Annotated in this window: 13 protein-coding genes and 1 pseudogene; 8 read left to right on the plus strand and 6 right to left on the minus strand. The window is 67.5% G+C overall.

Translation table 11 applies throughout. From position 1 onward, the window contains the following. Positions 1-155 precede the first annotated feature (155 nt). Positions 156-377: a hypothetical protein gene (locus tag CHINAEXTREME_RS08570; RefSeq protein ID WP_007139960.1), complete on the plus strand. Its 222-nt coding sequence runs from the start codon at positions 156-158 to the stop codon at positions 375-377. Positions 378-453: 76 nt separating this feature from the next. Here CHINAEXTREME_RS08570 and CHINAEXTREME_RS08575 read toward each other — a convergent pair whose 3' ends face one another. After that, a complete protein-coding gene (locus tag CHINAEXTREME_RS08575; protein WP_007139959.1) occupies positions 454-1,653 on the minus strand; it encodes a redox-regulated ATPase YchF in 1,200 nt (399 codons plus the stop codon). A 233-nt stretch (positions 1,654-1,886) separates the two neighbouring features. Here CHINAEXTREME_RS08575 and CHINAEXTREME_RS08580 point away from each other — a divergent pair, with 233 nt between their 5' ends. From CHINAEXTREME_RS08580 to CHINAEXTREME_RS08585, 3 genes are all read left to right on the plus strand, one after another. Then, entirely contained in the window at positions 1,887-2,657 is a 771-nt protein-coding gene (locus tag CHINAEXTREME_RS08580; RefSeq protein WP_007139958.1) for a class I SAM-dependent methyltransferase, read from the plus strand. Positions 2,658-2,951: 294 nt separating this feature from the next. Continuing rightward, complete coding sequence (locus CHINAEXTREME_RS21830; RefSeq protein ID WP_007139957.1) at positions 2,952-3,098, plus strand: hypothetical protein; 147 nt, start codon at positions 2,952-2,954, stop codon at positions 3,096-3,098. 308 nt (positions 3,099-3,406) lie between these two features. After that, positions 3,407-4,225, plus strand: a complete 819-nt coding sequence (locus CHINAEXTREME_RS08585) for a TrmB family transcriptional regulator (RefSeq protein WP_007139956.1) — start codon at positions 3,407-3,409, stop codon at positions 4,223-4,225. Positions 4,226-4,340: 115 nt separating this feature from the next. On the opposite strand, the gene CHINAEXTREME_RS08590 is transcribed toward CHINAEXTREME_RS08585, so the two are convergent. The 3 genes from CHINAEXTREME_RS08590 to CHINAEXTREME_RS08600 all read right to left on the minus strand — a co-directional run bounded on the left by CHINAEXTREME_RS08590 (position 4,341) and on the right by CHINAEXTREME_RS08600 (position 6,683). Continuing rightward, complete coding sequence (locus tag CHINAEXTREME_RS08590; protein WP_007139955.1) at positions 4,341-4,628, minus strand: hypothetical protein; 288 nt, start codon at positions 4,626-4,628, stop codon at positions 4,341-4,343. Positions 4,629-4,718: 90 nt separating this feature from the next. Continuing rightward, entirely contained in the window at positions 4,719-5,840 is a 1,122-nt protein-coding gene (locus CHINAEXTREME_RS08595) for a pyridoxal-phosphate-dependent aminotransferase family protein (RefSeq protein WP_007139954.1), read from the minus strand. 66 nt (positions 5,841-5,906) lie between these two features. Further along, complete coding sequence (locus CHINAEXTREME_RS08600; RefSeq protein WP_007139953.1) at positions 5,907-6,683, minus strand: NAD(P)H-hydrate dehydratase; 777 nt, start codon at positions 6,681-6,683, stop codon at positions 5,907-5,909. 108 nt (positions 6,684-6,791) lie between these two features. On the opposite strand from CHINAEXTREME_RS08600, the gene CHINAEXTREME_RS08605 reads away from it, so the two are divergent. Next, positions 6,792-7,427: a phosphoribosyltransferase gene (locus tag CHINAEXTREME_RS08605; RefSeq protein ID WP_010546557.1), complete on the plus strand. Its 636-nt coding sequence runs from the start codon at positions 6,792-6,794 to the stop codon at positions 7,425-7,427. Positions 7,428-7,517: 90 nt separating this feature from the next. Here CHINAEXTREME_RS08605 and CHINAEXTREME_RS21425 read toward each other — a convergent pair whose 3' ends face one another. After that, positions 7,518-7,658, minus strand: coding sequence for a rubrerythrin-like domain-containing protein (locus CHINAEXTREME_RS21425; protein ID WP_007139951.1), 141 nt, complete (start codon positions 7,656-7,658; stop codon positions 7,518-7,520). A gap of 102 nt (positions 7,659-7,760) precedes the next feature. Beyond that, positions 7,761-10,640, minus strand: coding sequence for a bacterio-opsin activator domain-containing protein (locus tag CHINAEXTREME_RS08610; protein WP_007139950.1), 2,880 nt, complete (start codon positions 10,638-10,640; stop codon positions 7,761-7,763). Between the two features lie 97 nt (positions 10,641-10,737). Between CHINAEXTREME_RS08610 and CHINAEXTREME_RS08615 the strand changes: the two genes are divergently transcribed. The 3 genes and pseudogenes from CHINAEXTREME_RS08615 to CHINAEXTREME_RS08625 all read left to right on the plus strand — a co-directional run. Continuing rightward, complete coding sequence (locus CHINAEXTREME_RS08615) at positions 10,738-11,409, plus strand: ERCC4 domain-containing protein (RefSeq protein WP_007139949.1); 672 nt, start codon at positions 10,738-10,740, stop codon at positions 11,407-11,409. 117 nt (positions 11,410-11,526) lie between these two features. Further along, positions 11,527-12,459, plus strand: a complete 933-nt coding sequence (locus CHINAEXTREME_RS08620; protein ID WP_007139948.1) for an ABC transporter ATP-binding protein — start codon at positions 11,527-11,529, stop codon at positions 12,457-12,459. Then, positions 12,456-12,782, plus strand: a pseudogene (locus CHINAEXTREME_RS08625) (ABC transporter permease); the annotation flags it as partial. The gene CHINAEXTREME_RS08620 and the pseudogene CHINAEXTREME_RS08625, both read left to right, overlap by 4 nt. Between the last annotated feature and the right edge of the window lie 8 nt (positions 12,783-12,790).

Consider the following 12,790-nt stretch of genomic DNA (forward strand, 5'->3'; position numbering starts at 1 on the left):
AGCCGCTTTCGGGTGGGTTCCTGAACCTCGAACCGGTCAGCCGCGGCCACACGGCCCGGCGAACCGGGACTCGAGGAACCGGCTACTCCGACCATCGGCCCGGTCGGCGGGACCGTTAAGGGACTCGGCCCCGTAGCTCCGTGCGAGACACCACCATGGAAGAGGAACGGGAGGCCTGCGGCCGCTGTTCCATGTCGACGGCGGTCGACGTGGCACGTTCCGGCCGCGAGGCGGACGACGCCGAGCGGGACCCGTTCGGCGAGGCCCGGATCGAGGTCGACGCCGACGAACTCCGGACGCTCTCGCCCGGCACGTGGCTGTCAGGGGTCTCGAGTCGGCTCAACGACGCCATCGATCGGTTCACGTGGGGCCGATAGCGATCGGCACTCGAGGAGCGAGTCCTCGGTAACCGGCCTCGAGCCCGGAATCGCGTCCCCGGAGCCGCGCCCGGCGTCAGTTCGTCGTGACGACTTCGATCACGTCCCGGGGTTCGACCGTGTAGTCTTTCCCGAGCTGGCGGTTCGTCCGACAGTCGATCGCGTGAAGGAAGCCGTCGCCGATATCGGAGTGGAGGCTGTACGCGAAGTCCTCCGCGGTCGATTCCGGCGGAATCAGGTAGCAGTCTGGCAGCACCTCGCCGCGTTCGTTCCCGAGCCCGTTTGCGCCGCCCGGGAAGACGGGTGTCACGCCAAGCACGTCGAACAGCGCGGTCTCGAGCGCCGCCTGGACGCCGGTCGCGCCGTACTCGCCCAGAAACTCGCGGATCTGCTCGAGGCCCTGTTCCTGGTCGTCCGAGACGTCGCCGACGATCTCGAAGTCGGCGTCGCCGGGACGGTAGTCGACGACGCCGGCCTTGTCGGCGGATTTGAGCGCCTTCTCGGCGTGGGCGCTGCAGGGGACGAACGTGAGGTGATCGTAGTCGGGATCGGCCGTGATCTCCTCGTAGTTGTCCTGGGCCTCGGGGAGATCCATCTTGTTCGCCGCGATGACGATCGGCTTGGTCTCCGTGCGGATCTCGCGGGCGAGTTCGAGTTCGTCCTCGTCGTCCCACTCGCCGGGGTCGAACCCGACGTCGACCCGGCGGATCAGGCGCTTGATCTCGTCTTCGTTCGTCCGGAACGCGCTCATCTGTTCGGCGAGTTCCTCCTCGATATCGTCGTCCGCGGTCGTATAGCCCGACTCGTAGCGCTCGATCCCCTTCTCTAAGACGTCGAGGTACCACTGGTCGAGTTCCTCCTCGAGGAAGTCGATATCCTTGCGGGGGTCGTGGCCCTCGGTCGGTTCGCCCTCGAGGTCCGTCTTGCCCGAGAAGTCGACGACGTGGACGAGCACGTCGGTCTCGTTCAGGTCGGTCAGGAACTGGTTGCCCAGGCCTGCGCCCTCGTGTGCGCCCGGGATGAGGCCGGCCACGTCGACGAGTTTGGTCGGGACGAACCGCGTGCCGTGGTCGCAGTAGCCGACCGATGGGGTACACTCTTCGTCGAACTCGGGGGCCGCACAGTCGACGCGGACGTAGGCTTCGCCCACGCTGGGGTCGATGGTCGTGAACGGGTAGGCCCCTTCGGGCACGTCGTTCATCGTCGCTGCATTGAAGAAGGAGGACTTGCCGACGGAAGGTTTGCCGACGAGTCCGATCCGGTAACTCGTACTCATTGGTCGTTGCAGGAGCGATTCGATTAAACCGGTTTCCTTCCCGCGCGGGAGTGCCATGAGAAACCGTATCTTGGAGTCGAAAACCTGAACGGAGAGCGGTCGGATCCGACGGCGACGGTCACGGGGCCGACTCGCTCGAGACTAGCGGCTCCCGTCGACCCCGTACCCTCGCGGCGAGGGAAAGACTGTCACACCGATACATATCAACGAGGGGCACTAACTGATTCCCTATCATGTCCGACAACCGGCGGGAGAACCGACGGCTGTGGAACGAGTGGAGCGACGATTTTCAGGCCCGGTGGAACGCCGACACGGCCGACGGGGAGCTACCGCCGGCCCCGTCCCCGTTCGCGCCGGACGCCCCGGGCGGTCCACAGCCCGAAATTCTCGAGACCGTCGAGGGGAAAGACTACGTCGAACTGGGATGTGGCGGCGGTCAGGGGAGCGTCGGAACCGCCGAACTCGGGGCCGAGACCGTCGTCGGGGTCGATTTCTCCGGCGAACAACTGCGACACGCGAGGCACCTACGGGAGTTCTACGGCGTCGACGCCCGGTTCGTCCAGGGCGACGTCACGAACCTGCCGCTGCCGGACGACCGCTTCGACGTCGCCTCCTCCGAAGCGGTGTTCCAGATGATGGAAGACCTCGAGGAGGCGCTCCACGAGGCGCGTCGCGTCCTGTGCGAGGGCGGCGTCCTCGTGCTCAGCGTCCCCCATCCGCTCCACGAAATCCTCGATTCCGAGGCGGGCACCCTCGAGCGGAGCTACTTCGATACCGGCCGCCGGGAGATCACGATCGACGAGGAGTACGAATCGGACCTGGTCGTCTTCGACCGCACCGTCGCCGACCTCCACAACGCCCTCGTCGACGCCGGGTTCGACGTTCGACGGCTCGTCGAACATCGGCATGGAAAGTTCGAGGCGAACGATCCGGAAGATCTCGACCTCCCGGAGGTCCTGTGGAAGGTTCCACAGAGCGTTCGCTTCTGGGCCGTCGCGCGGTGAGCCGGGCCCGTAGCGATGGCGGTCGTCCTTCTCGGGCGATTGTAACGGCAGATCTCTGCCTCCAGAGGATTCACTCGGTTAATCACTACAACAGCGGTGCGTGAAAATATCACCTTTTTAACTGTGTTGCCGCCCAAACAATTCTACAGAGAATGACAGATGAATGAAACCGTTTTTGACGCGTTGGCACACCGACAGAGACGCGAGATATTGATTTCCCTGCTAGATCACAACCCACAGGATCCATCGAATCTGTCCAACGTCCCGTGGGACATCCCCGAAGGGGACGAGGAAATGATCGAAAAACGCCACGTTCATCTCCCCAAACTGGTCGATTACGGCTACATCGAGTGGAAGCAGGAGGCCGGGGTCATCACGAAGGGGCCGCAGTTCGACGAGATCCGGCCGCTGCTCGAGTTTTTGAACGAACGCGCCGAATGACGGCGGTCGGGTCCGGCGGATAGGAGTTCCCTTCTTACCCGGATACTACGGAATAAATATGGTTCCACAGTAGTGACATCGCTTCGTCGTCATAGAGAAGGGCATGCCCCACCGTGGTTGGGCCGTAATGGGGCACACCACTCTGACGGACCCGTCCCAGACTCAAGTAGTTTGTGTGATAATCCGAGTGAAAACTCTCTCCGGGCTGAACCCGGTGAATTCAATCCATCGAAACCGGAAAACAGGAACCTTTTCCCCTTCACGGGTGATAGCTGGTACGTTCGGATCGCCGGACACGTGGTTGGGCCATGACACAGGATACGACTACCAGCGAGGCGGTGAGTCTGTTGCAAGAACTCGGACTACAGGAGTACGAAGCACGATGCTTTCTGGCGTTAACGCAGCTTTCGAGCGGGACGGCCAAGGAGGTTCACGAAATCTCCGAAGTGCCGCGGACGCGAGTGTACGACGCCATTCGGGTCCTGGAATCGCAGGGGCTCGTCGAAGTCCAGCACTCGAGCCCCCAGCAGTACCGTGCGGTCAGTATCACCGAGGCTACCCGGACCCTTCGCCAGAAGTACTCCGACCGGATCGAAACGCTCGAGACGTATCTCGAGACGATCGAGCACCGCGAATCCGAGTCGGACAACGACCAGGTCCAGGAAGTGTGGTCGCTGGCGGGCAACGAGGCGATCGATTCTCGAACGCTCGATCTCATCGACGACGCGGAGTCTGAGGTCGCGCTGCTCGTCGTGGACGAAGCGCTCCTGTCGGACGCGCTGTTCGACCGACTCCACGACGCGGTCGAAGAGGAGATCTCGATCGTACTCGGCGGGCAGACGGAGGAGATCACGTCGCGACTCGGGGCGGAACTCCCGAACGTCACGACGTTCGAGACCGGACTGGACTGGCTCACTGGACCGTGGGCCGACCACGAAGTGGCGATCAGCCGGATCCTGCTCGTCGACCGGGAGACGCTGCTGATCGGCTCGTACTATCCGGACAGTGCCGACAGCACGAAGAGCGAGCAGGCGGTCTACGCCACCGGGCTCGAGAACGGGGTCGTCGTCCTCCTCCGTCGCCTGATCTCGTCCGGATTGCCTGCGACCGGTGATCCGACGAAGTGAGGGTCGGGGGTGGCGGAAGTTCGCCTGCGGTACGCAGTACGATCCACGGCTCGAAGAAACGGTCCCCGGCCGTTCGAATCGCCGGGACGGGTCCGACGACGGGACGACGGAACGGTTACTGATTCGACTTGGAGATTCCGGTCCAACTCCAGCCCGCGAGCGCGACCCAGATCAGCACCAGCACGCCGAAGGCCACCCACTGCTGGGTTTCGCTCTCGGCGACCGGTGCGAACACGCCGACGAGGCCGGTGGCCTGTAACATCCCGACGACGAGCAACACCAGCCCGAGGATGGAGACGGCGGCGATGCCGAGCCAGTTGCGTCCCATCCATTTGTTCCCCCGTTCGGCCTCCGTTCTGTCGGTCGTCGGCTTCTGCGTCGGTTCCTCGTCGGGACTGGACATACCCACACGTATCGCCGTCGCGGGGGAAACGGTTCCACCTGCAGGTTCCGGCCGCGGCCGGGCACGGCCTCGGCGGTCACGTCCTCCCGGTTACGCGCGGACGTCGGCGAGCGCGTCCATCGTCCGTTCGACGCGATCGACACGTGCGTTGTGGCCCATGTGCCCGATCCGGAGAACGTCGTCCTCGAGGTCGGCCAGACTCGTTGCGAGCACGACGTCGTGATCCTCCCGCAGCGCTTCCTGCAACTCGACGGCGTTCCCGTCGACCTCGAGGGCGGTGACCGTCGGCGAGCAGTCCGCGGTGCTCTCGGGGTAGGTCTCGAGGCCCAGTTCGGCGGCGCGCTCTCGACAGACCCGTGCGGCCTCCTCGTGGCGGTCGAAGACCGAATCGAGGCCTTCCTCGAGCAGCAGGTCGAGGGCGGCATCGAGCCCGTAGAGGTTCGCGGTGGCGTGCGAGTACGGAAATCGCCCGTCGTCGACGGCGGTCCGCCAGGGCTCGAGATCCAGGTAGTACTCCGCGGTTTCGACGGCCTCGATGCGCTCCCAGGCCCGGTCGCTGATCGCACAGGTCGTCAGCCCCGGCGGCGCGCTGAAACACTTCTGGCTCGCGCCGAGGCAGACGTCGATCCGGTCGGTCGGCACGGGCGTCCCGCCGAGCGAAGAGACGGCGTCGACGACGGAGACGATGTCGTGTTCCGCCAGCAGGTCCAGGATCGGCTCGAGGTCGTTGAGCGTTCCCGTCGGCGTCTCGCAGTGGACCATCGTCGCGACGTCGAACTCGACGCCAGCATCGGCCGCGCGCTCGATTGCGGCCGCGACCGCGTCCCGGTCGAGCGTCTCCCGCCACGGCCCCTCGCAGGTGACCGGCTCGCCGCCGTGGGCGTCGACGAAGTCGGCGAACCCGTCGCCGTAGAGGCCGTTCGAGAGACAGAGGACCCCATCGCCCTCCTCGACGAGCGAGGCGACCGCGGCCTCGAGCCCGAGGATACCCTCGCCGGCCAGGACGGCCGCGTCCGACTCGACTCGGCCGTCGGCACCGTCCCGGCCCGCGCCGTAGACGGTCTCGAGTTTCTCGGTCAACTCGCGGTAGAAGTCGACGAACTCCGGTTCGACGTCGGGGTTCGGCATGGGTTCCGCCATCCGCTCGCGGACGGCGTCGGGGACCTCGGTCGGACCGGGGGTCATCCGGAATCGGTCGCGGTAGTCGCTCATAGCGGTATCCGGGTTCCGTGGCGGCATAAATCCACGACACCGGTGGCCCCGTCGTCCGTACTTCCCCTACCGGATGGTGTCCGGGATCCGGTCGATGACGTCCGTCGCGACGACGCCCGGCCCGTACTCGGCCGTCGCGAGTTCGCCGCTCTTGCCGAGGATCCAGGCTCCCAGCTCCGCCGCCTCCTCACGGTCCATCCCCTGGCCCAGCAGGGAGGCGATGATGCCGGCGAGCGTGTCGCCCGTCCCCGCCACGGTCAGCGCCGACGTTCCCGTCTCGTTGTGCTGGCGCTCGCCGTTCGCGACGATCTCGTCGACGTCACCGGTCAGCGTCACAACTGCGCCCGTCTCCTCAGTGACGGCCTCGAGCGAGCCGTAGGTTTCTTCGAGCGGATCGTCCTCCGAACCGCTGGGCGTGAGGACGGCGTTCGAGAGGTCGGCCTCGAGGGCGGGTTCGATCGCGAGCGCGTCGACGACGACGGGGAGGTCGACCGCGTCGATCGTCTCGCAGACGGCCCCGGGCTCCGCGTCGACCAGCCCCGGCCCGATGACCAGCGCGTCGGCCCACGCGGCGACCTCGCGGCTGCGTTCGTGGGCCTCCGATCCGAACCGTTCGCCGGGGTAGTAACTCGCGAGCAGGTTCGGCGAGTGGCCCGCGACGACGTCGTAGATCGGTTCCGCGACGAGCGCCCGGACGTGATCCGAGCCGGTACGAAGCGCGGCCCGCCCGACGAGCGCGGGCTGGTTCGGGTAGTCGATGCTGCCGCCGACGACGGCGACGCGGCCGCTGTCGGCCCCCGAGTCGTCGGACACGTTCGACAGCGTTCGCTGGAGGCGTCCCATACGTCCCGTCCAGAGGCGGGCCGTGTAGGGGTTCGGCAGGCGTGTTCCGGCGACCGTACCGTCGCATGCCACGACAAAACATAGTACATGGCCGTCGTAGGAACGTCCATGACCGCCTTCGACGACAGAACCGACGCCGGCGAACGACTCGCAGCGGAACTCGAGCGTCGCGGACTCGAGGTGGAGGTCGTCCTCGGCATCCCCCGTGGCGCGTTACCCGTAGCGCGCCCCGTCGCGGACGCGCTCGAGGCCGACCTGGACGTCGTGGTCGCCCGGAAGATGGGCGCGCCGAACAACCCCGAACTCGCCCTCGGGGCCGTCGCCAGCGACGGCAGCGTCTGGTACAACGACGACCTCGTCGATCGGCTGGACGTCTCCGAGACGTACCTCGAGGAGATCCGCGAGGAGGAGGCCGAGAACGCACGCAAGAAAGCCGACCGGTACCGCGACAGCGAGGAGCTGCCGGACCTCGAGGACGAGCGCGTGGTGGTCGTCGACGACGGGGTCGCGACCGGAGCGACGGCGAACGCCTGCCTCCGGCAGGTCCGTGAAGCAGGTGCCGCGTTCGTCGCACTGGCCGTCCCCGTCGGATCGCCGCGCTCGATCGCCGAACTCGAGGACGAAGCGGACGAGGTGATCGCGCTCAGGACCCCGGAGAACTTCCGGGCCGTCGGTCAGTTCTACCGGGACTTCGGCCAGGTGACCGACCAGGAGGCGATCGGGTACCTCGAGGGCGACGGCTAGCGGCGTCGCTCGAGCGGTCGAGGAGGAAGAGGAGACGCGATGGTCGCCGAGGCAGGCGTCGGACGCGAACGGACCCGCTCGAGACGGCGATTATTCGATCGGGGTACCGCGGTTCCGCATTTCCGTTCCGCAGTCCGGGCACTCTCCCGGCGCGACCGCAGTGACGACTGTGCCGCAGTTGAAACACTCGTAGGTCGATTCCTCGGTCGGATCGAGTTGCACGTCTTTCATAGTGGATCGGGGGGGCCGGCGACGGACGATTTAGGAATAATAGGGATATTAAGAATAGCGTGTTCGTCACATAACTAGCCCCCACGGAGGGAGAGGGGTTCACTATTCAACCCCTTGCGCCGTCGCGGGAACGCCGAGTTCCTCGAACAGCATCGAGAAGAGCTTCCGCTGGACGGTCCGGTTGTGGCGGTAGAACGCCGCCGGGGAGATGTCGAGCGCGTCCGCGATTTCCTCGCCGGACCGCTCGCGCGGCGACTCGAAGTAGCCGCCGTAGTACGCGAGCTGGACGACCTCGAGTTGTCGGTCGGTCAGCCGCTCGAGCAGTTCCGACCGCAGGTCCCGTGGCGTCGACCGGTCGACGGTCCGCTTCGATCGCAACTCGACGTCGTCGAACGCCGACGAGACGACGTCTGCGCTCCCCTTCGCGTCGACACTGTCGGGGACGTCGACAACGACGTGGGCGCTGTCGGGGGTCGCCTCGACGCGGCGCAACACGGCTCCGTGATCGGCCAGTTGCAGGGCGAGGAACGGCGGGGAGAGTTCGAGGAGCACCGTTCCGCCGTCACCCGCCTCGTCGGCTCCATCGCCGATCACCTGCACCCGGTCGACGGCGACGAGGTCCGCAGCGACAGTCGCCACCGCTTCGGCGGCCGCGTCCTCGACGGTCGCAAAGACCGCGACCCCGTTCTCCCGCTGTCGGAGTCCACCGTCGAACGACAGCGTACAGTCCGCTTGCCGGGCGAGCCGCAGGAGGACGAAGCTCTCGTCGCGGACGTCGAACTCGAGGCGGGTGCTCGCGTTCGACAGCAGCGCCCGCTTGCGTTCGACGGCCGCGATGGCGGAGGCGATCGTCTCGCCGAGCTCCTCGAGGACGGTCCGGGTGACGTCGTCGAACGCGTCGGGCCGGTCGGCGTAGACGGTCAACACGCCGTAGGCGAACTCGTCGTAGGCGATCGGAACGCCGACGGCCGACTGGTAGTCCCGGGTCAGCGCCTCGGAGCGCCAGGGATGGTCCCGCAGGTCGTCGGCGACGTTGGGGACGACGGTCACCTCGCCGGTTCGGGCCGTCCGCACGGCCGGCTCGGTCGTCCCCTCGGACGGCGACAGCGAGACGCTGTCCAGGTAATCCCGGCCCCGGTCGGTGCCCCCGTGAGCGCGGGCCTCGAGCGAGTCGCCGTCCGTGGCTGCGATCCAGGCGAACGAGAAGCGGTCAGCGGCCGTGAGCCGCTCGCAGACTGCGCGTTCGATCTCCTCGCGGGTCTCGGCCTCGACCAGCGCGGCGTCGATCTCGCGGATGATCTCGTTGATCCGGTTGAGCCGGCTGAGCTGGCGGTTCCGCCGCTTGAGCTCCCGGTCGCGCTCCCGCAGGGTCCGCTCGCGTTCGACGCGGTCGAGCGCGGCCTCGGCCGTCGCGGCCAGCAGGTCGGTCAGCTCCCGCGAGACGGCGTCGAACGCGCCGACGGCCGACGAGCCCGCGAGGAAGAGGCCGTGATCGCCCAGCGGGACGAAGGCGGCGCTACGGAGGCCCGTCGTCGGGTCCGAGAGTTCGGGCGCGTCGTGGAGGTCGTCGTAGAACCGGCTCTCGCCGTCGAGGAAGACCGCGCCCGCGACGCTGTCGTCGGTCGCCCGCCGGGTCGGCAACGGCCCGTGCAGCGACTCGAGGGCCGGCGAACCGGCGACCGGCTGCAGGCGGTTCTCGTCGGTGTCGAAGAGGTAGGCTCCCGTCGCCTCGCAGTCGAGGACGTCCGTCGCGTCCTCGACGACGACGTTCGCGATCTCTCGTTCGGTCTCCGCGTACAGCAGTTCCCGGGCGGTCCGGTGCAGTGCCGTGAGCGCCTCCTCGCGGCGCTTGCGCTCGGTGACGTCGCGACAGCTGTAGAGGGTCGTCCCGCCCTGGATCGAGACCTCGCGGACGTTGACCAGCAGCGTGTGCTCGCGACCGGCCCTGTCGGTCGCGGTACACTCGAGGTTCGTGAGCACCCCCTCCTCGACGAGTTCCTCGCGGTCGAAGAGGTCGGGGCCGAGCAGTTCCTCGATCGTCCCCATCTCGTAGATCTCCTCGTCGGTGTAGCCGAAGATGAAGTTGACGTTGGGGCAGACGTAGGTGAACGCCCCGTCGTCGTCCGTGATGAGGACGGTGTCGGTCATGTTGTTCAGCGTCACCCGGTGGAGCTCCTCGGACTCGCGCAACTCCGCCTCGAGGCGGGCGCGTTCGGTGACGTCGGTCGCTCGCGCGAGCAGTGAAGTAACGACCCCGGAGCCGTCCCGGACGGGCCGGATCGTGATCTCGAGCCGCTGCGGACCGTCGTCGGCCGCTTCAAGCGTCAGTTCGCGCGTTACGATCTCGCCAGCGGCGGCCCGCTCGACGGCGTTTTCGACCGCGACCGAGCCGTCCTCGACGGGTTGCCACCGTTCGAGGTCGCGGAAGCGTCGCCCGCATACGCCGTCAGCACTCTCCGTCGACGCGAGCGCGGCCTCGTTGGCACGTCGAACCCGTCCGTCGGGCTCGAGGAGCCAGGCGGCGGTGTCGGGGTCGTCGAACACTGCCCGGAACCCGCGGGCGTCCTCGGTTCGTCGCCGCCGCTCGCGGGCGGTATCGATCGCGCGCTCGAGGGCCGCGAGGAGCGCCTGGCGGTTCCCGCCTTCGCCGCCGCTTCGGGGGACGTACTCCTCGACACCGGCGGCGATCGCCGCGCTCGCGAGCGCCTCGTCGCCGTCCTCGGGCGCGAGGACCACGGGGCAGTTCGGGTCCGCGTCGCGGATCCGGTCGAGCAACGCGAGGCCGCTCCCGTCCGGCAACGCCTGTGGCGTCAGGGCGCAGTCGACGCGTCGCTCGGCGACGGCCGCGAGCGCCTCGTCGGCCGTTCGAACGACGATCGGTTCGCCCGGAATTTCGTCCCCGGCACCGAACTCCGTGGGGAACGCGCTCGAGTCGCCGGGGTCGACGACCACCACGACGCCGTCCGACCGTTCGGTAGCCATTCGTCCCCAATACTATCTCGCGGTGATAGAACCCATCGGTTCGCCCCCCGACGACCGACATCCGTACCCCGCTCGAGACCGTACCCCCGTCGAGCGCATGCGCGTCGCCACCACCGTCGACGACCGCGAACCCGCGGGGGTCGCCGCCGCGGTCCGCGACCACCCCGACGTCACCGAGGTCGCCGTCGATCGGCTCTCGGCCGGCGACCTCGCGATCGGCTCCGTCGGCGTCGAGCGCAAGACTCCCCGGGACTACGTCTCGACCGCGATGGGCCGCTCCGGGCCCGCCCTCGAGGACCAGGTCGAACGGCTCGCGGCCGCCTACGATCACGCCTACGTCCTGGTCGAGGGTGAGTTCCGCGACTTCGAGACGCTGCGAACGGGCGTCTCGCCCGCTTCGATCCGGGGGTCGATGGCTTCGATCACGGCCCGCCACGGGGTACCGGTCGTCCCCTGTGGCGACCTGGACGGGCTCGTCGATTTCGCGGTTCGGCTCGGTCGCAAGCACGTGGAGGACCCCTCGAGCCGGCCGCTTCCGACGGGTGCCGTCTCGAGCAGCCGCGAGCCGACGCCGAAACGAATGTACGGCTGCATCGAGGGGATCGGGCCGCAGCTCGCGGCGACGCTGTACGAGCGGTATCCGACCGTCGAGGCGCTGCTCGAGGCCGACCTCGCCGACCTCACGGAGATCGATGGAATCGGCGAGACGCGGGCGCGGACGATCTATGCGGCGGTTCGGGGGATCGACTCCGAACCGGGATCGCCCTGAGTTCGATCCCGGAATGTGAGGTTGGTGACAATACTTATCGCCGATCTCGACGTACGAGGGGTATGCGATACTCCGAGGCGAGCGTACTCGAGCGACCGACGTACCGGGTGAACGACCGTGCCAGCGATTGAGATCGACGGGCTGACCAAGCGGTTCGGCGACGTACTCGCCGTCGACGACCTCGACCTGGTCGTCGAGGAGGAGGAGATCTTCGGCTTTCTCGGCCCGAACGGCGCCGGCAAGTCGACGACGATCGACGTCCTGCTCGATTTCATCCGGCCGACCGACGGGACCGTGACCGTGCTGGGCCACGACGCCCAGCGGGAGGGCGAGGCCGTCCGCCGCCGGACTGGCGTCCTCCCGGACGCGTTCCACGTCTACGACCGGCTCACCGGCCGGCAACACCTCGAGTTCGCCATCGAGATGAAAGGCGCCGACGACGATCCGGCGGCGCTGCTCGAGCGGGTTCGCATCGCCGACGCCGCCGACCGGAAGGCCGGCGGCTACTCGAAGGGGATGACCCAGCGACTCGTCCTCGCGATGGCGCTCGTGGGCGAACCCGACCTGTTGATCCTCGACGAACCTTCGACGGGCCTGGACCCGAACGGCGCCCGCGAGATGCGCGAGATCATCCGCGAGGAGAACGCCCGCGGGACGACCGTCTTCTTCTCGAGCCACGTCATGGAACAGGTCGAGGCCGTCTGCGACCGCGTTGCCATCATCGACGACGGCCGACTCGTCGCCGTCGATACGATCGACGGGCTTCGGGACGCCTCCGAGACGGGCGAGACGCTGTACGTCTACACCCAGTCGCTCGACGAGGGGATCGTCGAGGAGGTCGCCGGACTCGAGGGCGTCGGAACGGCCTCGATCGACGAGGATCGGCTCCGGGTGACCGTCGACGGAGTCTCCAAGTTCGCCGTCCTCCATGCGATCGACGCCGACGTGGTCCCGGTCCAGGACTTCTCGGTGGTCGAGTCCTCGCTCGAGGACCTGTTCGTCCGGTACACGAACGAACGCCGGGGACGGGAGCAGGAGGTGGAGACATGACCTGGTCGACCATCGCGAAGAAGGATTTCCGGGACGCCGTCCAGTCGCGGGCGCTGTGGGCGCTGGTCGCGGTGTTCGTACTGGCCTCGGTGCTCTCGACGTACGCCTACGTCGAGGCACCCGAACTGCTCGGTTCCCCCGGCGGAGCGACCCTCGGCGGGCTGATCTTCTTCACGATCGGGCTGGTCGGCCTGTTCGTCCCGCTGGCGGCGATCGTCGTGTGCTACAAATCGCTCGCCGGCGAGCGGGAACTCGGCAGCATCAAGCTCCTGCTATCGCTGCCGACGACGCGCCTGGACGTCTTCGTCGGGAAAGTCGTCGGTCCGGTCCC

The organism is Halobiforma lacisalsi AJ5 (assembly GCF_000226975.2).
In the GTDB taxonomy this organism is placed as follows: domain Archaea; phylum Halobacteriota; class Halobacteria; order Halobacteriales; family Natrialbaceae; genus Natronobacterium; species Natronobacterium lacisalsi.

Excerpts from the sequence above, each read along its gene's own strand:
- CHINAEXTREME_RS08570 (WP_007139960.1), top strand. The coding sequence starts at position 156 with ATGGAAGAGGAACGGGAGGCCTGCGGCCGCTGTTCCATGTCGACGGCG.
- CHINAEXTREME_RS08575 (WP_007139959.1), bottom strand. The coding sequence starts at position 1,653 with ATGAGTACGAGTTACCGGATCGGACTCGTCGGCAAACCTTCCGTCGGC.
- CHINAEXTREME_RS08580 (WP_007139958.1), top strand. The coding sequence starts at position 1,887 with ATGTCCGACAACCGGCGGGAGAACCGACGGCTGTGGAACGAGTGGAGC.
- CHINAEXTREME_RS21830 (WP_007139957.1), top strand. The coding sequence starts at position 2,952 with ATGATCGAAAAACGCCACGTTCATCTCCCCAAACTGGTCGATTACGGC.
- CHINAEXTREME_RS08585 (WP_007139956.1), top strand. The coding sequence starts at position 3,407 with ATGACACAGGATACGACTACCAGCGAGGCGGTGAGTCTGTTGCAAGAA.
- CHINAEXTREME_RS08590 (WP_007139955.1), bottom strand. The coding sequence starts at position 4,628 with ATGTCCAGTCCCGACGAGGAACCGACGCAGAAGCCGACGACCGACAGA.
- CHINAEXTREME_RS08595 (WP_007139954.1), bottom strand. The coding sequence starts at position 5,840 with ATGAGCGACTACCGCGACCGATTCCGGATGACCCCCGGTCCGACCGAG.
- CHINAEXTREME_RS08600 (WP_007139953.1), bottom strand. The coding sequence starts at position 6,683 with ATGGGACGCCTCCAGCGAACGCTGTCGAACGTGTCCGACGACTCGGGG.
- CHINAEXTREME_RS08605 (WP_010546557.1), top strand. The coding sequence starts at position 6,792 with ATGACCGCCTTCGACGACAGAACCGACGCCGGCGAACGACTCGCAGCG.
- CHINAEXTREME_RS21425 (WP_007139951.1), bottom strand. The coding sequence starts at position 7,658 with ATGAAAGACGTGCAACTCGATCCGACCGAGGAATCGACCTACGAGTGT.
- CHINAEXTREME_RS08610 (WP_007139950.1), bottom strand. The coding sequence starts at position 10,640 with ATGGCTACCGAACGGTCGGACGGCGTCGTGGTGGTCGTCGACCCCGGC.
- CHINAEXTREME_RS08615 (WP_007139949.1), top strand. The coding sequence starts at position 10,738 with ATGCGCGTCGCCACCACCGTCGACGACCGCGAACCCGCGGGGGTCGCC.